Origin of the sequence: Rossellomorea sp. NPDC071047 (assembly GCF_050270195.1) — a bacterium.
Classification (GTDB): domain Bacteria; phylum Bacillota; class Bacilli; order Bacillales; family Bacillaceae_B; genus Rossellomorea.
On the sequence record NZ_JBNNJT010000004.1, the window covers coordinates 66,009 to 87,154 of the forward strand.

A 21,146-nucleotide genomic window follows, 5' to 3' on the forward strand; every position below is an offset into this window, starting at 1 on the left:
GAGGAGGTAGTTCACGGTTTCAACACACTCACTTTTGAACCGGTCCTGAAAGAGAGGGCAGGTATCCCCCTTAGTGGGAACCCTCCCCATGTTACACTAAGAATAATGACTACCCCAAAGAGGTGCTACTATGGACTACTCAGTAATTGGAACAAAAATCAAGGAAATGAGGAAGATGGTCGGGCTCACACAAGGCGATCTGGCGGAAGGAATCTGTACGCAGGCACTCATCAGCAGGATTGAAAAAGGAGACATTTATCCAAGTGCCACGGCTCTCTATCAAATTGCTGTTAAACTTGGTGTCGACATCAATTATTTCTTTGAAATCGGAACCACGCCCAGGCTGGATTATATCAGGGAAGTGGAAAAGCAATTAAGATTTTTAAGAGATACACGGCAATACAAAGGGATGATCGATGTCGTGAAAATCGAGGAAAAGAATCCCCTATTTTATAAAGATAATGAGAAGCTTCAGTTACTCTACTGGCATAAAGCGATCTTCCTGTATGAAGAGAAGAAAGAAACCGAATCGGCCTTTACCCTTTTACATAAAGCTTACCATCTTACCGCCCATACTAAAAAAGCCATGTCCGAAAGAGAAATGGAGATCCTGTCAACCATTGGTACGGTTCATGCTACGCTACATCACCATGACGAAGCACTCGATTACTATCACCAAGTTGAAACAGCCATGAAAACAACCGCACATTTACAAGAAAAGGTCATCAAAACCAAATTATTCTGTAATATGGCCAGAGTCCTGACCCGCTGTCACAGACTGGAAGAGTCAACAAATTATTGCCTAAAGGCAATCAAGTGGTGTTTTGAGGAAGAACTTCTTTGGGGAATAGGCGAGCTGCATTATCAAATCGGCTACAACTATGAGCTGATGGATGACATCGATAAAGCCCTTTTCTATATGCAACGGGCATACCATATGTTCGAGCTTCGTAATGATAAAGTACATATAGACTTTCTCGGGAAGAAGATGGAGAAGATGAGGCGCAGGAAGCATAGGGTTCATCCACCATATTTTGTATGATCAATCTAATAAAAGAAGAAATTGCAGAAGGAGAGATACATATGACTAAGAATCTATTTGATTTAACCGGAAAGGTAGCCGCCATCACGGGGGCTACTCGTGGGATTGGACGGTCAATGGCAATGGCCCTGGCAGAAGCCGGAGCAGATATTGCCTTACTTCAAAGAAATCCGGAACAGACTGATGTGAAGGAAGAAATTGAACAGTTTGGTAGAAAGTGCGCCATTATACCATGTGATCTTGAAAAGGAAGAAGAAGTGAAATCGGCTATTCCCAGTGTGATCTCGACATTTGGAAAGATTGATATTTTAGTAAACAATGCCGGCATTCAGCGCCGGTCGCCTTCTGTTGATTTCCCTGAATCCGATTGGGATGATGTGCTGAATATCAATCTAAAAGTCGTCTGGTTATTGTGTCAGGAGGCAGGTCGTCACATGGTTGCGCGGGGAGAAGGTAAAATCATCAACACCGCTTCCCTCCTTTCCTACCAAGGAGGATTGACCGTTCCAGCCTATGCAGCAGCAAAAGGCGGTGTGGCACAACTCACTAAAGCCCTCTCCAATGAATGGGCTAAGGAGGGTGTCAATGTAAACGCGATTGTTCCAGGGTATATTGCTACAGACATGAATACTGCTCTGATAGAAGATCCTGTCAGAAGTAAACAGATTCTTGATCGGATTCCAGCTGATCGATGGGGAGAACCGGATGATTTCAATGGTACCGTCGTTTATTTAGCTTCGGAGGCTTCGAATTATGTGCATGGGCATTTGGTGGCTGTTGATGGGGGGTGGCTTGGGAGGTAGATTAATGATTTAAGTTTTACTATATTTTAAAAAATCCTATATAAAGGCCACTGGAAACGTGCCCTTTATATAGGATTCTTTTATGAATTTCCACAAACATAAGGATGCTAAATTATGGAGTGGCTGGTGTTTTGTAAACATTTAAAATAATATGTTCTTTCTGTTTCTGGTGGATAGTCATGAGGAGCCAAGTGAATAAGGGCATGTATTGTGGTCTGATTATTAAGTGAAATATTTTATTAGTGAGTGAACAAGAATGAGCTTGAGGTTTGGTGCCTCAAGCTCATTTTTTCATCTGTTTATAGGGTGGAGCCACACAGAAAAGACGTGCCTCCTAATACATCTTCACTCCCCTATTATCGCTTCTCTTTCTTCTGGCTTTCGATATACTTCTTCTCTTCTTTAGTCGACAGCAACCCTGTTGCTCTTCCGATATTCCCGTTCCTCATTCTCCAAATCTTATTATGATCACTGACGGCACCAGAGAAATCCCCCTCTTTCCAGCTCATTAAGATTTCTTTATAGGTGTGTTCACTTTTATAGTTATTAATTTCTAATTGCCCTAACAAGTAATCGATACGTTCATCGGTTACCTCAAAGAATGACCATTTTTCCTCTGCTTCTACCTTTTGGTGACTCATCGCATGTATGTATTGCTGAATCAAATCTTCACTTAACGGTGTCTTTACTTTTTCCCCGAATGGATTTTCTTTGCCCGTTTTGGTTTGAGGTGCAGTGGTGGTTACACCCGCTGTCGAGACTACATCTGTTTGATTGATATCATCCGTTGTGCCTGCATTATTCAAACTGCTTACTGCAATATAGACTCCGATGGCCGTAAAGAGCAGGACGCTTCCCACTATGATGGTGAATGATTTTTTTCGCAGCATGGTTCTCCCCCTGTATGGAATCTCTATTTTTCTGTAGTACTACTTCTCTTCGTTAGGCATAATGTCCTGCAAGTATTTGTAAATGAATAATTATCCTTCCATATTTTTCAATGGTCCTAAAGAGATGGTCGCTAAGTTGGTATTCCCCATCTAACTTCTATATTATTACTCAATGTTTGTAAATTGATTTCCAGTTTACATAAAGGGAGTTTTGATAGATTTGAAAAATCAGACATGGTAGTCCGTTCAGTTCTTTTCGATTATTTTCACATGGGGAATTTTCATACCTTATTGGACAGCGTGGCTGGTGGAGAGTAAGGACTTTTCTATTTCGGCTGCAAGTACGGTGATTGCGGTTTCAATCATTGCCCGGTCGTTTTCAAGCTTTTGCATGTTTCCGAAGTTGAGTCAGACGATTTCATTGGGTCGACTTTCTCGGTGGCTTGTGTTGATTTCCAGGGTTGCATTGCTACTGTTCCTGCCTATGAATTCCTTTGGTATGATTTTGGTGTGCATGGTGTTGTTCAGCCTTGTTTACCCGATGATGCTTCCGATGGTGGAGAGGATGGCGGCTGTGATGATGAAGGAAGATGGCATTGATTATGGCCGGAGCCGGTCGTAGGGATCGATTGGATATACGGTTGCGTTGCTTGCAGTTGGGTTTTTGACTTCGATTTTCACCGAGGGGGCAGTGATTTATCTGTTGTTCGGTGGGAGTCCATGAGTGGTACCCGTGGTCAGGAAAAGCTTTCATACCGGGGCTTGCTGAAATCCCGTAATTTTGTCTGGGCCAGGGTAATTGTTGTCTTGATTCAGGGGGGCACATGCTTCTTACTATAATTATGGTGTGCTCTAATTGAAGGAATTAGATGTTAGCGCCGTTTATATCGGCGTGAATTTAAATATTGCCGTATTGCCTGAAATTCTGTTCTTTGCGTTTTTAGATCGTTTGTTAAAAGGGAGAAGCATTTCAGTCATGTTTATGATATCAGCAGGGGCTGCTGTGACGCGTTGGACTATGTTGTTCCTATTCCCCAGCACCCCTGTATTCATCTTTACCCAAATCTTTCACTCTCTAACCTTCGTATTGACACATTATGCTTTTATACGGTTGATTTATGAAGAATTGGAGAGCAAGGATATCCCCGCTGCCCAAGGAGTGTATACTCCTATGGGTATGGGATTGAGTACGGCGATTCTGACGTTTATCTGTGGTTTCTTGTATGATATTTCGCCCGGTTCTGCGTTTCTAGGAATGGCGGTTGTCGTGATTCCTTGCGTGGTGCTTGGTGGATGGATGTATTGGAAGTATGATCGGGTAGCGGATGGTGTGTATAGTAACAAATAGAGTTTGGCGGGATACCGTTCAGGATATTGAATCCTGGGCGGTTTTTTTATGTAAAGATGTTGGTGTAGACGGTGCCTTTGGTGGATCCCTCCTTTTTGAGGTTGAGGGATTGCAGGATTATTGTGCCGGTTTTTGGTGATGACAGGTTCAGAAAGTTTCGCAGTTCAGGATTGGTAATGGTGGGTTTGATGAGAAGGAAGTAATCCTGAATGGCGTTATGGTGGGCTGTTTTGGACAACTGGTGGCAGTTGGGGCATTGCCATATGCCTGTCTTCCTGTTCATGATATGAAGGCATTTTTTACACTGTACTCCTTTTATGATGTCTGTTTCGGTTAACTGATAGGTTGTGAGTATTGATGAATACTTAGGTTTGTGTTGATTCAGTAGGAGTCGCTTTACTTTTTTGATGTTGAATACTTCCCGGGTGTATTGTGTGTTTAGATTGCTGATTTCTCTCACGATGTTTTGGGCGTGGATGATTTTGTGGTAAGGAGGGATTCGTTTATGACCGGGAGCCATCTTCAGAATCGTTGACGGATGACTGAAAACCACCTGGAATTCGATTGGGGGACACGGACGCTTATTATTCAGGAACCACTTCTGAAGGAGCAGCTTCTGGCGATTGACTTGTGTGTTGGGATTTTGATAGCCAGTTTCGATTCCATTGAACTCCTTGGAGAGTTGATTGAATTCGGGGTCTATCGTAAGGATTCCGGAGATGATTTTTATTTCGATTGGGAGTAAGTAGTAGGGGGTGACCAGCAGGCTATCGATTTGGAAGTCGTGCGGTTCCATGGGCAGACAGAGGTCGTTGAAGATCATATACTTTTTATCCGTCAGGAAGCTTAAGTGATAATCGACTGACCGTTCCCCTGCGTATCCCGCTTTCCTTTTTTGAGATCCTGTTCAATGAGGGGGCTTTTCGGGTGACCAGGGGGCTGCAGCCTTTTAAGTAAGGCTTCGGTTTGGAGGTGTTTGTGGGGAGGTATTCGTTTTTTTACATTCATTTGTTAAGGAAACACTCCTTTTGGTTGGGATATAGAATCATTCTACTTTTTTGATGAAATTCCTGCTACTTGATGGGATTTTGTTTAGGATTGTCTTTTTTTAACTGGAGTGGTGGTCCTTTACGGGAATTGTGGAACGGGTTGGGGATGAATTTTCGGGCTGGGCATGCCTTCGTGGAGGAATTGATCCCCTTTCAGTAGTATTCAATCCAGATTTGGGATTATTGATCCTCCATTGAATTAATTGATCCTGTATGTCGAATTTCCTCGGAAATAACACAAATAAAAAACGCCCCGCTTAGGCAGGACGCTCCATAATATTAGTTAAATCGTTTATATCCGACAAATTTAGGTTTCCAATACGTGTTGCTCAACTTGGAAATAGTCACACCGCTGTCTGAAGCGTGGATGAATTCTCCGTTTCCAAGGTAGATCCCCATATGGCTGATGCCGGCTTTGTATGTATTCTCGAAGAATACAAGATCCCCTGCTTTCGGGCTCGAAACAAAGGATGATTTGCTATAGTAGCCATCTGTGTTCGTACGTGCAATCGATTGTCCCGCCTGGTTGAAGACATAGTAGATGAATCCGCTGCAGTCGAAGCCGGATGGTGATGTTCCTCCCCATGCGTATGGAGTTCCTACATATTTCTTCGCGATGTCGACCACGTTGGAAGATGGTGTTTGAGTCCCGCCATCAGAGGTTCCTTTTATGGAAAGCTTTTGACCGACGTAAATGTTATCGGAGGTTAAGCCGTTCCATGACTTGATGGAGGATATGCTCACATCATAGCGGACAGCGATGTGCGACAGGGTGTCTCCCGATTGGACCGTATAGGTACTGGAGCCTGATGGTGGTGGCGTGCTTGTTCCTCCTGAAGAAACGATCAGCGTTTGACCAGGATAGATGACATCACTCTTCAAGTTGTTCCATTCTCTAAGTTCAGCTAGATACACATCAAATTTCACACCTATTTTAGACAGGTAATCTCCTGATTGAACGGTATATGTTTTAGCAGAAGTGCTTGGCGCTGATACTTCAAGGACTTGGTTTACATAAATCATGTCAGAGCTCAGGTTATTCCAGCTCTTCAGGTTTGAAACAGATGTATCATATTTATAAGCAATCACCGAAAGGGAATCCCCTGATTGTACGCGGTAAGAAGCCGCTTCCGTTGAATTGACAGCAACTGACGAAAGTAGTGCAGCAGTAGTAAAGGCAATAATGGTTTTCTTCAAAAAAATGTCTCCTTTATCGATAATGTCGAATTTTGTTGCTTGTCCATTATGGGGGAAGAAGACTGATAGTTTAATAGGCTAATATTCTTATCTGAAGAAAAATAAGGAAGAAACCCCAGTATAATAGCGTTTAGTAATTTATGGTATTGTTACCATAATCGGTAACTCTGTTCAAAAGGTTGTGCCTGTCAGTGGCTATTGCATATCGTTTTGATAGACTAATCTTTTTATAGGTGAATGTCCTCATTTCCCCAAAAAGCCCGGTCATCACCCGCCTCACGCACTTTAGAAATATATGGATGCGCTTCCAACCTTGTCATGACGCTTTTGTAGGCATTTACTCTCTTTTTCCAACAGAATCACCTGTCCCCTGACCTGTCCTATGAACCAGCCGATATCAGGCAATCCCTCCCTTTTACCTACAAAATGATTTCATCAAGAAAATTATGAATGACAAGATGATTTTTATAGCTTAAAATTAATAGAATTTATATTTATGTAAACAAGGGGCGGGTTGGATTGGCGGAGAAAATTAGGCTGTCAAACTTTGAAACTCTCAGGGTACTATCGATGGTCATGATCGTCTTGTTGCATTTCGGTACCTACGGATTTTCAAAATATATTGCGATATCAGAGTTAAGCATGGTAAATCAGTATCTATTCCATTTCATAAAGGTGCTTTGTATCGTTGGGGTCAATGTGTATGTGCTGATTAGCGGGTATTTTTTATGCAAGTCACAATTTAAAATGAGCAAAGCGGTCAGGGTCGTAAGGGAAACGTTCATTTTCTCGGTTCTTATTTTTGCCGGACTGACCGTTTTACAATTAACGGATGGATCCTATACGAGCTTCATCAGGTCGGTCTTCCCGGTGTATCTGTCCACGTATTGGTTTATCACCGTGTATATCGTATTGTTTATGCTTTCACCTTATTTAAATATCTTGATCAATCAGCTATCAAAGAGCGATTACGGAAAATTTCTCTTCCTATTATTCATCATCAATTGTGTATGGCAGTTCTTCCATCCGTTGGGGAGCTTCGGGGTGAACGGTGGCTATAGCATCGTGCATTTCATCTTCCTCTATTTTGTGGCGGGATATTTAAGACACCATGGGCAGTTCCTGACTTCCTTAAGCAAGCACTATTATTTAAGCGTTTACATTTTACTGGGAGCCGTTTCTGCCTTGGTCATACTGCAATCGTGGGAATTACCATTTAAGCTGTTGTCATATAACTCCCCTGTCATTGTTGCGATGTCACTTGCGCTGTTCCTCTTCTTCTCGAAGCTTACGTTTGTATCAAGGCCCATTAACTACATATCCGGATATGTATTGGGGGTTTATTTGATCCATGAGCATCCGTTGATCAGGCAACGCTTGTGGAATAACGTGATGGAGTGGATGAGCACGGGGAATGAATCTTTATTGATTGTTCAATATCTGCTGTTTGCGGTTTTAGTATTTGGTCTTTGCCTGGGGATATCTTATGTGGTTTATTCGATGATCAATTATAAGACACTCTTGAAGAAGAAGGATCCAGTTAAGAAGGTGAAGATGGCCGGTTGATATCATCCGGATAAAGAAGAATGGAATGAAAGAAAGCACGCCAGCTGGTATTCAGCTGGCGTTTTTCGTTGAATTTGCAAACTAAATGTCCAAAAATGGTTTACATTTAGTAAAAACAGGTAAATTTACATATAAGTGTAAACTAATTAGGAGGGGTACTTTGGAAGCTTTGATGTATTTGTTCAATATTATTATTGCTATCTATTTATTTATGGATGCCAAAAATCATGACAAAAATCCATGGTTGTGGGGGATTCTTGGACTGCTGTTCAGTTTCATCACATTAGGAATCTACTGGATCATAACGGGCAAGAAACTTTTGGGATGGTTGATCCTCATCGCCTATATCGTCTGGATCATATTAGGGATTATTGGTGTAGTTGCAGTTGGTATGTTTGATGCCCTTAATTAAGGTACTTACTAAGATTTGATTAAAGGAAGATGTCTGCATTGTTTTGGCAGATGTCTTTTTATTACTAGAAAGGAGGTTCCATATGTGGGAGGGATATACCAAGAAGGTCGACAAAGGTTTCGAACTTGTTTATTTCAGGCTCACTTATAGAAGGAAAATGATTCGAACCCTTTGGATGACCCTGCTTCTCCCAGTTTTGTATTTTCTATTAAGATTTATCGGGCTGGACCTTTTCTATACCTGGATCTTTCTCGCGGCCTTCTCTCTTGGTCATCTGGCTCAACTATTTTATACCTATTATATGTGGAACAAATATGAGAGAGATCGTAAAGGATAGATTCTGATTGGAGACACTTTCCCTGGTTACAGGGGGTGTCTTCTTGTTGTTTTGGGATAGAAAGGTGGAAGTTATAAAGCCACTTAACCACTTCTTCCATGCTCCATGTACCTTTTCTTTTATAAAAGTGAAATCAACCACACTCTCCACTTACAAGTTTTGTTTTGACTACCTTCAAATGAAAACGCTACACTTTTCCATTGACAACTTGTATATACATGAATACAATAATAGTATATCTTGTATATACAACAAGATTCCTTTTAAATGAAAGCGTTTCGTTTTATCGAAAGTTTTTTACGAAAGCATACGGAGAAGCGTTTTTCACATACTATTTAGGGGAATTCCATTAATAGAAATGAAAGCGGGTTCAAGACAACTTTCGACATTTTACGAGAGTTGCCATGCACCATACCTAAAGGAGGGATTTTCATGAGCGTGAAACGTGAAGACGTTCTGGAAATTATTGAAGCGATTGGCGGCAAGGATAATATCCGCACGGCCACTCATTGTGTGACTCGTCTTCGGCTGGTATTGAATGATGAGAAAAAGGTTGATAAAGAAAGATTAGAGGCTATTGATCTGGTAAAAGGATCATTCTCTTCCAACGGTCAGTTCCAAGTTGTCATCGGACAAGGTCTTGTAAATAAAGCGTATCAAATTTTAGCAGAGGAAACGGGGATTGAGCAGGCATCGAAGCAGGATGTGAAGGATGCTGCCACTCAGAACCTGAATCCATTGCAACGTGCGATCAAGGTATTGGCAGATATCTTCATTCCGATTCTGCCTGCGATCGTAACGGCCGGTTTACTTATGGGTCTGAATAATATTTTGACCGGGCCAGGGATTTTCTATGATGAGAAATCGGTCATTGATGTTCATAAGCAATGGGCAGATTTCGCATCGATTATTAACTTGATTGCCAACACGGCCTTTGTGTTTCTGCCCGGGTTGATTGGTTGGTCAGCGGTCAAGCGTTTTGGCGGAAGTCCATTACTCGGTATCGTATTAGGTCTTATGCTTGTTCATCCGGACTTACTTAACGCCTGGTCTTACGCAAGTGCAGAAAAGATTCCTACATGGAACCTATTCGGATTTGAAGTCGACAAGCTTGGTTATCAAGGGCAGGTATTGCCGATTCTATTCGCTTCCTATCTATTAGCGAAAATCGAAATGTTCTTGGATAAGAGAGTTCATGATTCCATCAAGCTATTGGTAGTAGCCCCAGTGGCACTTTTAATTACTGGATTTGCTTCATTTATCTTGATTGGACCGGTTACATTCTTTATCGGTAACCTATTAACAGACGGTGTTGTTTGGGTATTCGATTCTGCTTCCTGGTTAGGTGGATTGCTTTACGGTGGTCTGTATGCGGTGATGGTTATCACAGGTATGCACCATACCTTCCTTGCAGTAGACTTACAGCTAGTCGGAAGCCAAGGCGGAACATTCCTATGGCCAATCCTGGCACTATCGAATATCGCACAAGGCTCAGCAGCGCTTGCCATGATGTTTGTAGCGAAGAAAGAAAATGAAAAACTTCGTGGTCTGGCAGGTACGTCTGCCATCTCGGCTTACCTTGGAATTACAGAACCGGCGATGTTCGGGGTTAACCTGCGCTACCGCTACCCATTCATCAGTGCCTTAATCGGGTCTGCCATCGGTGGTATCCTGTTAGCGATGACTGGGACGAAAGCCTTCTCCATCGGTGTAGGCGGATTACCTGGATTCCTATCGATCATTCCTGAATACTGGCTATCATTCTTCATTGGAATGGCCATCTGTATCGTCGTACCATTCGTCCTTACAATGGTATGGTCAAAATTCAGCAAAAACGAAGCAGTCTAATAAACAAAGAGAGAAAATAGTTGTAACAACTTGTATATACAAGTTAAACTAAGGGGGACAAATCAATTCAAGCCACTCGCCTGCGTTTCAGGTTAAGTGTGATGGATGGTTGTCTCCCTTTTGTTTAGGGACGGACCTTCACAAAGCTTGTAGTAGTGCGGAGTGTTCAGTCCCATTGGGTGAAAATCAGAAGAATATGTGTGTGAGGTCCGTCCCTCTTGACTGACCGTAAGAAAACAAAATCGCAGAAGGATCATGTTTGACGGCCATGATTGTATATAAGTGAATTCGATTGAGGTCCGTCCCTCAAAATTCAATCTAGGATGGTGTGTTTAGAATGAAGCAGCCTTGGTGGAAGAAGTCGGTTGTGTATCAGATTTATCCGAAGAGTTTTTATGATACGTCGGGGAATGGCGTTGGGGATATTCGGGGGATTACGGCGAAGTTGGATTATTTGAAGGAGCTTGGGGTTGATGTGGTGTGGTTGACGCCTATTTATAAGAGTCCTCAGCGCGACAACGGTTACGACATTAGCGATTACTTTAATATCCACGATGAGTATGGAACGATGGAAGATTTTGATGAGCTGTTGGATGAAGCTCACCAGCGAGGAATCAAGATCATCATGGATATCGTGATCAACCATACATCCACGGAGAGCCAGTGGTTCGTTGAGTCCCGTAAATCAAAGAATAACGAGTACCGTGATTTCTATATTTGGAAGGACGGCAAGCCGGATGGTTCCGAGCCGACAAACTGGCAGTCCAAGTTCGGCGGCAACGCCTGGCAGTATGATGAGGAAACAGGTCAGTACTACCTTCACCTCTTTGATGTGACCCAGGCTGACTTGAACTGGGAGAACGATGAAGTCCGCCGGAAGCTTTATGATATGATGCATTTCTGGCTGAAGAAGGGTGTCGACGGTTTCCGCCTGGACGTGATCAATCTTATCTCCAAGGATCAGGAATTCCCTGACGATGACGGTTCGGTCGCACCTGGGGACGGACGCAAGTTTTACACTGACGGTCCCAAGGTCCATGACTATATGCAGGAAATGAACAAGGAAGTCTTCTCTCAATATGACATCATGACGGTTGGAGAAATGTCTTCTACAACGATTGATCACTGTATCAAATATTCGAAACCGGACCGCAACGAACTCAGCATGACGTTTAATTTCCACCATCTGAAAGTGGATTACCCTAACGGTGAGAAATGGTCGATTGCTGACTTTGACTTCCTTAAACTGAAGGACATCCTTTCTACCTGGCAGCGTGAAATGCATAAAGGCGGCGGCTGGAATGCCCTATTCTGGTGTAACCATGACCAGCCCCGTATCGTTTCCCGCTACGGCAATGACGGTGAGTACCATAACGAATCGGCGAAGATGCTCGCGACGACGATTCATATGATGCAGGGTACCCCTTATATCTATCAGGGTGAAGAGTTCGGGATGACGAATCCTAAGTTTACAAGCATCGATGAATACCGTGATGTTGAGTCGATCAATATCTTCAATATATTAAAAGAGCAAGGTAAATCTGAAAAAGAGATTTTAGAGATCCTGCGTCACAAGTCCCGTGATAACTCAAGAACGCCGGTTCAGTGGAATGGTGAAGAGAATGCCGGATTTACGAGCGGCACTCCTTGGATTCCTGTTGCGAAAAACCATCTGGAAATCAACGCAGAACAAGCATTGAAAGACGAGAATTCTGTCTTCTATCACTATCAAAAGCTGAACCGTCTCCGCAAGGAATATGACATCATCGTAGATGGCGACTATCAGTTGATTTTAGAAGATCACCCTGATATTTTCGTTTATGTCCGTAATGGCGTTGGTGAAAAGTTACTTGTGGTGAATAACTTTTATAGTCATGAAACGGAGTTCACTCTTCCTGATGAGATCGATGTTGAAGGCTGGTCGAGTGAAGTACTGTTGTCTAATTACGAGGATACGGCGAATGAATATAAGAACATTACGTTACGTCCTTATGAGTCTGTAGTGTTTCATTTTAATAAATAATAGATAATGAAGCTGGGATAAAAGTGTATTAGTCTAAGTAAAACCCGAACATGTCTGCTTCCTAGAAGGCAGATTTGTTCGGGTTTATTATTCATTTTCGGAACATTTGATTTTAGCTGTTTCCAGCGGTTGATTGGATGAGGATTTTGGGATTTCGCCGTTATATTTTGAATATCGCCGTTATTTCTTAGATTTCGCCGTTATATCCTGAATTTCGCCGTTAAAACGAAAATTTCGCCGTTAAATCAGCTTGCCGGGCATAATATTGCATTCAAATCATCTTCACCACTGCCTAGTTACACAAAATACTTCAAATAAAGGGAAAAAGCATACCTTTTTTCAATGAAGGAAGTCCTTCTTCCCACAGAAAACCAATCATTACTTCTCTGCTGTCTCACCAGCCCAGTTCATCATGCCTCCCCCCTCCCATGTTCACCACTTTAAATCCATTTTCCTGCATGTAGTGAGAACATTTCCGCTGTAATTTCCTGAACAACAGATAATGATGTACTCTTTTTCTTTACTTGCACGAAAATCATTAGCGGTATTAAGAACCTAAACCGAAATTCTTCGTCTTTATGTCATGATATTTTTGTTTTAACCCACCCTCTTTTCTAATGCTCCAAAATAAATTTTTTAAAAAATACAGGTGTAAACAACCATATTATGGGTATACAGTAAGCAAAAAGGCTTACCCTTTTCATATAAACCTTTAAGGAGAAATTACCCATTTATCCCGACCTCTTCCATTTGATACCATATACTACGTATGCCTTACCGAATATACAAAAAATGAATATAAAAGGGGATGAAAGACGTGTCCTATTTATCCTATTTAACTTCACAACTTCACGAAAAAAAAGAACAACTTATCCGACTAAAGAATGCCTATTCTTCTGTCAATCAGCTTCAGGGAGAATTTCTCCGGCATCAAACGAGCATTACTCATCCCGAACTCACTTCTTCCACTTGGCAGGGGAACTTAGCCAGAAAGTTTATCGAAGTCCGCGAAGATGTTTTATTATCTTATAAAGATATTTCTCAAACCCAGATGGACACTGCCATCATGAGCATAGAAGATAAAATTTCCTCGATCCGGTCACAGATTCAATCATTGGAGATAAGTATCGCAAACGAACAAGAGCGTATCGAGAGGGAACTTAGAAGGGAGGAAGGAATGTGAGTCAGGATATTAAGCTGCGTTTCTCCGATATCAATGAAGCACTGGCTGACATACAAGCTGCCTCTGAATCATTTGAAACGTCACTCATCAAAGACATCGCCTCCTCCAACCAATTGGACGCTGTCAGGAGATTGAATGAATTAAGTCAACTGTTCGAGGAAGTGGCAAACGTATATAAAAGCGTATTAACCGAAAACAATCAATCTGCAAGCAAGGCCATTGAAGACTTTAAAGAAGTGGATCACACGATCTCGGCTTCCATCATGTCACGCTAGGGGGAGAAACCGGACCATGAAAATGCTTGATAACCAATCGTTACATAGCGGTATAGAGGATTTATTAAACAAACTGGAATCACAGAAGAAACAGCTGGATGAACTTCAGCGGGCAGTCGGTAACTTCACTGGATTGCAGGAGTCATTTAGCGGAAAAGGCGGTGAAGCCATCCGTTCGTTTTATCAGGATATGCACATCCCCTTCCTGACCTTTTACTCCCTTTCCCTTCAAAACTATGAGAGGACCCTTTCAAGTCTTAAAGGAGCTTCCATTGAATTGGAGTCCGATTCAAATGGGTTGATTCGTCAAAGTTTTTTGGATGGAGAGTTAACCGATGGGTTGAATAAATCCGAAACCGTCACTTGTGACCTCGTGGATGAAACAAATGAAACTTTGAACTCCATTAGTGATATTGTCCATGTCCCCCACATCCAGGACCAGCGATTCCTGGGTGATACGAAGAGGGCTCATCAGGAAATCACTCGAACCATTGAACACTTAACCTCTTTTGACGCTGACCAAACAAAAGCCCTGGATACAGTGGACCATGACATTCAGCTGATGAAACGTTATATTTATGATATACAGGGAATGTTTAAAGGCGGAAAACTCAGCGTGTCGGAATACTCGGGCACTGAGCTTGATCAATCATTTCACCGCCATCCATTTATGAATACGCTGGAGGAAAGATTGAATTCTCGAAATCTACTACTATCAATGTTTACGATTCCGGGTGAGTATGGATCACTGGAACAGCTTTTGATGCTCCAAACCAATCAATCCTCTTATAGTAACGACTTAGCCGTAGCTGGTAACGGAACTGCCCAGACCCAATACGGTTTCTGCCCTCGACCGCCGAGCACCACTGTCAGCTATGGGAAGCCACATGAAGATATGATGGGATCCGATGGCGTTGGAAATGCAGGGGCGTTATTTTCTGCTGATTTGAAAGAAGGAACCAGTGAAGCCAAACTATTTGCTTCGATGGTGGACACGAAGTATATGGATGATGTTCCCGAATTTGTCGATCAAAAGGTCCTTTATACTGATATGGGTGCTGCAATGCCATATACTCCATTAGCTTTTGGTAAATCGGTCCTTATGGGACAACAAATAGGCTTTAAAACGGAGGCAGGTATCTCAAAGTCCAGCTTTTCACATGACAATTCACCTCTTGGAGGGGATATAAGCTTTGGCCAGGGTGAGGCAAAGGTCAATTATGAGAATTATACTGCCAGTGCCGGGGCCGAAGTGAGTGCAGCAAAAGTCGAACTAAAGCTCGAGCCTCTAAATTTCTTCGGGTATGAACCCTTGGAGGAGTGGTTCGGGTTTGAGTATGATCCTTACGTAGGTGTCGACCTTTCCCTCGGCAGTGCAGGAGCCAGTGCTTCCGTAGGTTTAGAAACCAGCATATACGCGGCCTTGGGTATCGGTGTCGGAGTAAAGGGCGGATTCGAGGAAGACAAGGAAGACGAGTAAGGAAAATCAAGAAAAACGGGTGATATTGAGTTCATGAATACAAACAAAAAAAACGTTAAGAAAGCAGTACGCTTCGCATTATTATTTTATGCTATTTTTATAGGGTTAAGCGGAACCATTATGTTTTCCGTTTTGCTCCTTTGGGTGATTCCGAAAGATCAACTCTCAAATGTAAGCCTACCTCTGTCCATGATGGCTATATTCATATATGGGACTTGTGTGGCGGCTCTAGTGATTCGATCAAAATTCTTCAAGAAAGAGGTCATTGCTAATGAATAATTCAACCCCCACCCTTCTACCGATCGGAACCGTCGTCAAATTAAAAAAAGTAGAGAAGCCGGTCATGATCTATGGACGACATCAGATACAAAAGAAAACAAACAATATTTTCGATTATATAGCCGTTCCTTATCCGGAAGGAAACCTGACAGACGAATTCAATGTCTTCTTCAATCGTGAGTTGATTGAAGATATCATGCATCCAGGGTTCGTTTCACCTGCCGAAGAATTAATGAGAGAAAAAGTAGAAGCAGAAATACAAAAAAACCAAAGAAATGAGAACAATCATCGTGAGGACTAAATATCTTTTTATTTTATTTGTACTGGTATTTTCTTTAATTGGCTGCAGCCAGACTCAAAGTAATCAACCTGAGGAAACTAAGGAAGAGAAGGTTCAGGAAGATGAACTTGATCCTGCAAAGCTCCTTCCTATCGGAACCGTCGTAAAGCTGAAACAGGTTGAAAAAAGCGTCATGATCTATGGGTATAATCAAATTCAAAACAGCACAAATAAGCAGTTCGACTATATCGGCGTCCCTTATCCGGAAGGAAATATTTCGCCCGACTACAACGTATTTTTCAACCGTAATTTAATCGAGGACATTCTACATAACGGCTATGTAACGGATGAAGATAAAAAAATCCGTGAAGAAGCCGATCGCGAGGATAACACTTACTAGGAGGTTTATCGATGTTCACTGACAATCCATCCATTAGAAAAATCGTACGGACCGGCCTGCTTGTATTCGCCATTATGGCCATCATCAGCGGGACACTACCACTGGCGATCATCAGCCCTGCCCTTTTTTCCGGCAACCCTATGCCTGATCAGTTTCCGGCATTTGCGATCATTGCGGTTGTCAATTATAGTTTTGCTATCGTTTTACTCTTGGTGCGTTCAAAATTTTTCAAGGAAGATTCAGATCAGCGCGCACAATAGTAAACTACATACATAATTGAGTTAACATTTAATTCCTTATGTGGGATAATAAAGCAAAAAGGAGTTCCCGCAATGAACGTCAATGTTCAAAACATCATTCAAGAAATGGAAACAAAACGCTTGGAACTAAAATATTTTGCACAATACTACGGCTTTTCACATCCCTCAACTGTGAGACTTAGTCAGGAACTTGATGAACTATTTAACCATTACCATCGATTGAAATAAAAAAGGAAAGACTGTGGTCCTACACAGTCTTTCCTTTTATTCTCCCGCTTCCTCTTCCCCTTCACTAGCCAAAAAGAAAATCGCCGCAACCTTCCATCCATCCTCTTTCTTATGGAATACGGTTACCTGCTTCCCTGAACGCGTCACTTCCTTATCGCTGTTCGGGTCCTTCGTTGTCGCTTCAATTTCTGCATACACATCTGCTTTTTTTCCAGCTGCGTAATTGATGATCTTCACATTTTCCACAGTACGCTTCGAATCGACGGAGTCAAAGATTTGTTTCACATAGCGCTCTTCGTCCGCGTATTCGAAGTTCACCGGTGTCTTCGAGATGACACTCATGTATGATTCAAAGTCTTCTTCGTTAAATGCCGTGATATATTGATCAAAGGCTTCGTTGATCGCCGTTTTCTCTTCTTCCGGGATACCCTCTGCTTCTTTCAGCTCGCTCGCATCCTCAACGATTTGTGTCATCTGATTCAGAGATGCCGCTTCGTCTGTTGCCGGGTCTTCACTTGGCTTTACCTCTTCCGTACTGTTTGTGTTCTCTTCCTTCTTCTCTTCGTCTGCACCACAAGCACCCAATAGTAACGTACTCATGCCAATTCCCAACATGATTTTCTTCCAATGCTGTTTCGACAATGATCTTCACCCTTTTCAAAAATTTGCGCTATCTCCATTCTATTGAAAATATTCACAACACTCAAGTTCAATCTCATTTCTTCCTATTAATTATGGTAAAATAATAGCAGGTGATATTATGACGAAAAGCAATAAATACAAACAAATCTTCGAGGATCTCTCTGAAAAAATACAGGATGGCACCTATACAGCCAGTTCGATCCTGCCATCGGAAAACGAGCTCTCGGTGATGTATGCCACTTCACGTGAGACAATACGTAAAGCGCTTACATTATTGGCACAAAAAGGATTTATTCAGAAGCTGCGTGGAAAAGGGTCCCTCGTACTCGATGTGTCGCGGATGAGCTTTCCCATTTCAGGGCTTGTGAGCTTTAAAGAGCTGCAGACCTCCATGGGTCGGGATCAGATTGAGACGTCCGTGCATGAGTTTGGACTGATGCGTGCCGATGACCAGGTTGCTTCACAGCTCGAAACTACTGCAAACGCTGAAGTATGGAAAGTCGTTCGCTCCCGTAGAATTGGCGGGGAGAGAATCATATTGGACAAATCTCATTTTCTGAAAGAACAAGTCCCTTTGTTGACGAAAGAAATATGCGAAAACTCGATTTATGAGTATCTGGAGAATGAACTGGAACTTCCAATCGATTTTGCCAAAAAAGAGATTGTCGTAGAAGAGTGTACCGATGAAGACAGGGAGTATCTTGATTTAGATAGTTATGATCACGTGGTTGTCGTTAAGAATTTTGTCCATTTGAAGGATGCCACACTATTTGAGTATACGGAATCCCGCCACCGATTGGATATGTTCCGGTTTGTTGATTTTGCGCGGAGAAAGCATTAGGACGGGTCCACTTCCTGGATGGGGAGTGGATTTTTACTTCAACAACCAAGCCTCTGCCTGTTGTCAGAGATGGGAGAGCGGTCCTGGATGGGGTTAACGCAGGTATACACGTAAAGAAAATCCGACAATTGGGATCAATTAATTGTAAAGAGGATTAATTAATTAAATTCAGGATCAATAAACTCCATACAGGATTGATTATCCGAAAGCGGGATTGAAAACACCACGACCAGGATCGATTCCTTCGCGAGAACATTCCCGATCAGGCATTTCACCCCCTTTCCGGTACGCATTCCGCGTCCAGAATCCCACTCTCAGATAAAAAAAAAACCTAAAGGCATTCCCCATCTAATGCTGACAAAATATGGCCAGCTCATCCCATTCCGACCAAAAATCAAAATCAAAAGATACGCTGTTTCAACAACCAAGCCTCTGCCTGTTGCCAGAGATGGGAGAGCGGTCCTGGATGGGGTTAACGCAGGCATACACGTAAAGAAAATCGGACAATTGGGATCAATTAATTGTAATGAGGATTAATTAATCAAATTCAGGATCAATAAACTCCATACAGGATTGATTATCCGAAAGCGGGATTGAAAACACCCCGACCAGGATCGATTCCTTCGCGAGAACACTCCCGATCAGGCATTTCACACCCCTTTCCGGTCCACATTCCCCTCCAGAATCCCACTCTCAGCTAAAACAGACAATCAAAAGCCCTAAACAACCCCCTCCAAAGCTCCAACAAACATACAAAAAACGGCCCTCCACCAAGAAGGGCCGCTCTCTTAACAACAAATTAACAATACTCATATCTCTCTAAACGTTATCGTACTTCCACCCAACCGTTCTTAATCGCAGTCACTACTGCCTGGGTGCGGTCGTTTACATTCATCTTTTGTAATATATTACTTACATGATTTTTAACAGTTTTCTCACTGATGTACAGTCCTTCACCGATACCGCGGTTACTCTTACCGTCAGCAAGCATCTGCAGTACTTCACACTCGCGGCGAGTTAATAGGTGAAGCGGGCGGCGAACTTCGGATTGTTGGAATCCACCTGAGTTTTGGGCGTTTGCCAGGCGCTTGTATTCAGCAACCAGATTATGTGTCACTTTAGGATGTACGTATGAACCGCCATCTGCGACGATCTTCACTGCATCAACCAGTGCTTCTGAGTCCATCTCTTTTAATAGATAACCTAGTGCTCCTGTTTTCAACGCATGGTTTACATAGTTTTCATCATCATGGATGGATAGGATGATGACCTTCGTATCCGGATATTTGTCCATCAATTCACGAGTTGCTTCTACGCCGTTTGTTTCAGGCATGTTGATATCCATCAGGACAACATCTGGTTCGTGTGTTTCAACTAGGTTCATGGCTTCTGAACCGTCATCGCCTTCTGCTACTACGTTGAAAGAAGGTTCGAATTCAAGGATTCGTTTTACTCCCTCTCTGAAAAGCTGATGATCATCAATGATAACAATATTTGTTGCCATGTCTTTCGCCTCCCTAAACCTTGGAAAAATTTACTTATTAAGTGGAACTTGGATCAGTATGACCGTTCCTGTTCCTACTTTTGAGTCAATCGTGATGTCTCCTTCAAGAAGGTCGACACGTTCTTTCATCCCCATGATGCCAAAGGATCCCGTATTTTGTTTGTCTTTGTCGAATCCTTTGCCGTTGTCTTTGATAACTACTGTTATTTGGTCTTTCTTTACTTCTACTTTAACTTGGATATGTGATGCTTCAGCGTGCTTAAGTGCGTTCTGGACACTTTCTTGTACTAATCGGAATAGAGCGACTTCGAATTTTGAAGGAAGTCTGATATCGAGCCCCATATTCACAAACTGAATCGAGGTCTCCTGGTTATACTCTTCGATTGTACTCAAGTATTTTTTGAGGGTCGGAATCAACCCCAGGTCATCAAGTGCCATTGGTCTGAGGTCGTAAATGATGCGACGAACCTCGTATAAGGCTGAGCGAACCATCCGTTTGAGGTCGCGTATTTCCTTGATGGCATCGTCTGTGCTCTTTTCACGAAATACCCGTTCGATCAGATCGGAACGAATTAAGACGTTGGCCATCATTTGCGCAGGACCATCATGAATCTCACGGGATAAGCGTTTTCGCTCGTCCTCTTGTGCCTCGATGATTTGAAGACCGAAATCCTGACGCTGCTTCGCATCCTCCAGTGCCTCATTCACTTGCCTTAAGTCACTATTTAAATAATTGAGAACGACGGATATTTGTGAGCAAAGATTTTCTGCCCGTTCAATCGTGTCCCCTAGTGCGTGTAACCGTCTTTCGAGTTCATCCCGACGGTCTCGTAATTGCTTTTCTTGCTGTCTATTCATGGATAGCTTCATTTGCAGGTCATGAGCCTTTTCATACGCTTCTCTTACCTGATCTTCTGAATAGGTTTGAAAATGCTTGCTTACTTCAGAAAGTCTGAGTCGGGCAAACTTCGATTTCTGTTGGAGGTGATCTCCTTCATCAATCACTTTCAAGACCATTTCTTTCACTTCCAGCAATTCTTTCATCAAATCTTCATAATCAGTTCGACATTGCTCGCCAATCTGGAAGATTTCATCCTTACTTTCGTCAACCGTATCGACCATCTTTTTCAGGATGCCATCTAACATCTTGGTGTCTATTTTTTTAAGTGACACGGTACACCCCTCTTTTGTTCCACAATAGTAGTCAACCCAGAAGTAAGCTTCATGTAAAACTATACTTACATAGTAATAATCGGTTA

At 42.5% G+C, this 21,146-nt stretch carries 24 protein-coding genes and 1 pseudogene; 18 read left to right on the forward strand and 7 right to left on the reverse strand.

The window, feature by feature from the left end; all coding sequences use genetic code 11:
- Window positions 1-130 precede the first annotated feature (130 nt).
- Both ACQKFO_RS14680 and ACQKFO_RS14685 read left to right on the forward strand, forming a co-directional pair.
- Window positions 131-1,042 (forward strand): helix-turn-helix domain-containing protein, encoded by a 912-nt coding sequence (locus ACQKFO_RS14680; RefSeq protein ID WP_427599605.1) that lies wholly within the window; start codon window positions 131-133, stop codon window positions 1,040-1,042.
- 41 nt (window positions 1,043-1,083) lie between these two features.
- Window positions 1,084-1,845, forward strand: a complete 762-nt coding sequence (locus ACQKFO_RS14685; protein ID WP_427599607.1) for an SDR family oxidoreductase — start codon at window positions 1,084-1,086, stop codon at window positions 1,843-1,845.
- A 356-nt stretch (window positions 1,846-2,201) separates the two neighbouring features.
- Here the strand turns inward: ACQKFO_RS14685 and ACQKFO_RS14690 are convergent, their stop codons facing one another.
- The gene (locus tag ACQKFO_RS14690) at window positions 2,202-2,735 is read right to left on the reverse strand and encodes a DUF6241 domain-containing protein (RefSeq protein ID WP_427599608.1); all 534 of its coding nucleotides are present in this window, start codon (window positions 2,733-2,735) and stop codon (window positions 2,202-2,204) included.
- Between the two features lie 283 nt (window positions 2,736-3,018).
- Between ACQKFO_RS14690 and ACQKFO_RS14695 the strand changes: the two genes are divergently transcribed.
- Together ACQKFO_RS14695 and ACQKFO_RS14700 are read left to right on the forward strand one after the other, a co-directional pair.
- Window positions 3,019-3,357 carry an MFS transporter gene (locus ACQKFO_RS14695; RefSeq protein WP_427599997.1) on the forward strand — a complete coding sequence of 113 codons (339 nt, stop codon included), beginning with the start codon at window positions 3,019-3,021 and terminating at the stop codon, window positions 3,355-3,357.
- Window positions 3,358-3,591: 234 nt separating this feature from the next.
- Entirely contained in the window at window positions 3,592-4,083 is a 492-nt protein-coding gene (locus ACQKFO_RS14700; RefSeq protein WP_427599609.1) for an MFS transporter, read from the forward strand.
- 46 nt (window positions 4,084-4,129) lie between these two features.
- Here ACQKFO_RS14700 and ACQKFO_RS14705 read toward each other — a convergent pair.
- A pseudogene (locus ACQKFO_RS14705) lies at window positions 4,130-4,957 on the reverse strand (nuclease-related domain-containing protein); the annotation flags it as partial.
- 454 nt (window positions 4,958-5,411) lie between these two features.
- Window positions 5,412-6,329, reverse strand: a complete 918-nt coding sequence (locus ACQKFO_RS14710; protein ID WP_427599610.1) for a LysM peptidoglycan-binding domain-containing protein — start codon at window positions 6,327-6,329, stop codon at window positions 5,412-5,414.
- 519 nt (window positions 6,330-6,848) lie between these two features.
- On the opposite strand from ACQKFO_RS14710, the gene ACQKFO_RS14715 reads away from it, so the two are divergent.
- From ACQKFO_RS14715 to ACQKFO_RS14775, 13 genes are all read left to right on the forward strand, one after another.
- Complete coding sequence (locus tag ACQKFO_RS14715) at window positions 6,849-7,895, forward strand: acyltransferase (protein ID WP_427599612.1); 1,047 nt, start codon at window positions 6,849-6,851, stop codon at window positions 7,893-7,895.
- 160 nt (window positions 7,896-8,055) lie between these two features.
- Window positions 8,056-8,307 carry a hypothetical protein gene (locus ACQKFO_RS14720; protein ID WP_427599614.1) on the forward strand — a complete coding sequence of 84 codons (252 nt, stop codon included), beginning with the start codon at window positions 8,056-8,058 and terminating at the stop codon, window positions 8,305-8,307.
- 82 nt (window positions 8,308-8,389) lie between these two features.
- Window positions 8,390-8,644 (forward strand): hypothetical protein, encoded by a 255-nt coding sequence (locus ACQKFO_RS14725; protein WP_427599615.1) that lies wholly within the window; start codon window positions 8,390-8,392, stop codon window positions 8,642-8,644.
- 432 nt (window positions 8,645-9,076) lie between these two features.
- Window positions 9,077-10,492, forward strand: a complete 1,416-nt coding sequence (treP, locus tag ACQKFO_RS14730; RefSeq protein ID WP_427599616.1) for a PTS system trehalose-specific EIIBC component — start codon at window positions 9,077-9,079, stop codon at window positions 10,490-10,492.
- A gap of 337 nt (window positions 10,493-10,829) precedes the next feature.
- On the forward strand, window positions 10,830-12,515 hold the full coding sequence (gene treC / locus ACQKFO_RS14735; RefSeq protein WP_427599618.1) for an alpha,alpha-phosphotrehalase: 1,686 nt from the start codon (window positions 10,830-10,832) through the stop codon (window positions 12,513-12,515).
- 817 nt (window positions 12,516-13,332) lie between these two features.
- The gene (locus ACQKFO_RS14740) at window positions 13,333-13,698 is read left to right on the forward strand and encodes a YwqH-like family protein (RefSeq protein WP_427599619.1); all 366 of its coding nucleotides are present in this window, start codon (window positions 13,333-13,335) and stop codon (window positions 13,696-13,698) included.
- Window positions 13,695-13,973 (forward strand): DUF5344 family protein, encoded by a 279-nt coding sequence (locus ACQKFO_RS14745; RefSeq protein ID WP_427599621.1) that lies wholly within the window; start codon window positions 13,695-13,697, stop codon window positions 13,971-13,973. Before ACQKFO_RS14740 ends, ACQKFO_RS14745 begins: the two co-directional genes overlap by 4 nt.
- Window positions 13,974-13,989: 16 nt before the next feature.
- On the forward strand, window positions 13,990-15,453 hold the full coding sequence (locus ACQKFO_RS14750; protein ID WP_427599622.1) for a T7SS effector LXG polymorphic toxin: 1,464 nt from the start codon (window positions 13,990-13,992) through the stop codon (window positions 15,451-15,453).
- A 33-nt stretch (window positions 15,454-15,486) separates the two neighbouring features.
- A complete protein-coding gene (locus tag ACQKFO_RS14755; RefSeq protein WP_427599623.1) occupies window positions 15,487-15,732 on the forward strand; it encodes a hypothetical protein in 246 nt (81 codons plus the stop codon).
- Window positions 15,725-16,033, forward strand: coding sequence for a DUF4176 domain-containing protein (locus ACQKFO_RS14760; protein WP_148996429.1), 309 nt, complete (start codon window positions 15,725-15,727; stop codon window positions 16,031-16,033). Before ACQKFO_RS14755 ends, ACQKFO_RS14760 begins: the two co-directional genes overlap by 8 nt.
- Window positions 16,023-16,412, forward strand: a complete 390-nt coding sequence (locus tag ACQKFO_RS14765; RefSeq protein WP_262372016.1) for a DUF4176 domain-containing protein — start codon at window positions 16,023-16,025, stop codon at window positions 16,410-16,412. Before ACQKFO_RS14760 ends, ACQKFO_RS14765 begins: the two co-directional genes overlap by 11 nt.
- Window positions 16,413-16,423: 11 nt before the next feature.
- Window positions 16,424-16,672 carry a hypothetical protein gene (locus tag ACQKFO_RS14770; RefSeq protein ID WP_427599625.1) on the forward strand — a complete coding sequence of 83 codons (249 nt, stop codon included), beginning with the start codon at window positions 16,424-16,426 and terminating at the stop codon, window positions 16,670-16,672.
- 72 nt (window positions 16,673-16,744) lie between these two features.
- Complete coding sequence (locus ACQKFO_RS14775; protein WP_427599627.1) at window positions 16,745-16,900, forward strand: Spo0E family sporulation regulatory protein-aspartic acid phosphatase; 156 nt, start codon at window positions 16,745-16,747, stop codon at window positions 16,898-16,900.
- Window positions 16,901-16,936: 36 nt separating this feature from the next.
- On the opposite strand, the gene ACQKFO_RS14780 is transcribed toward ACQKFO_RS14775, so the two are convergent.
- A complete protein-coding gene (locus tag ACQKFO_RS14780; protein WP_427599629.1) occupies window positions 16,937-17,542 on the reverse strand; it encodes a hypothetical protein in 606 nt (201 codons plus the stop codon).
- A 118-nt stretch (window positions 17,543-17,660) separates the two neighbouring features.
- Between ACQKFO_RS14780 and treR the strand changes: the two genes are divergently transcribed.
- Window positions 17,661-18,383: a trehalose operon repressor gene (gene treR / locus ACQKFO_RS14785; protein ID WP_427599630.1), complete on the forward strand. Its 723-nt coding sequence runs from the start codon at window positions 17,661-17,663 to the stop codon at window positions 18,381-18,383.
- A 158-nt stretch (window positions 18,384-18,541) separates the two neighbouring features.
- On the opposite strand, the gene ACQKFO_RS14790 is transcribed toward treR, so the two are convergent.
- The 3 genes from ACQKFO_RS14790 to ACQKFO_RS14800 form a co-directional block, all read right to left on the reverse strand.
- Window positions 18,542-18,676 carry a hypothetical protein gene (locus ACQKFO_RS14790; RefSeq protein WP_427599632.1) on the reverse strand — a complete coding sequence of 45 codons (135 nt, stop codon included), beginning with the start codon at window positions 18,674-18,676 and terminating at the stop codon, window positions 18,542-18,544.
- Window positions 18,677-19,209: 533 nt separating this feature from the next.
- Window positions 19,210-19,887 carry a response regulator gene (locus ACQKFO_RS14795; protein WP_427599634.1) on the reverse strand — a complete coding sequence of 226 codons (678 nt, stop codon included), beginning with the start codon at window positions 19,885-19,887 and terminating at the stop codon, window positions 19,210-19,212.
- Window positions 19,888-19,917: 30 nt separating this feature from the next.
- Window positions 19,918-21,060: a sensor histidine kinase gene (locus ACQKFO_RS14800; RefSeq protein WP_427599998.1), complete on the reverse strand. Its 1,143-nt coding sequence runs from the start codon at window positions 21,058-21,060 to the stop codon at window positions 19,918-19,920.
- Window positions 21,061-21,146: the final 86 nt, after the last annotated feature.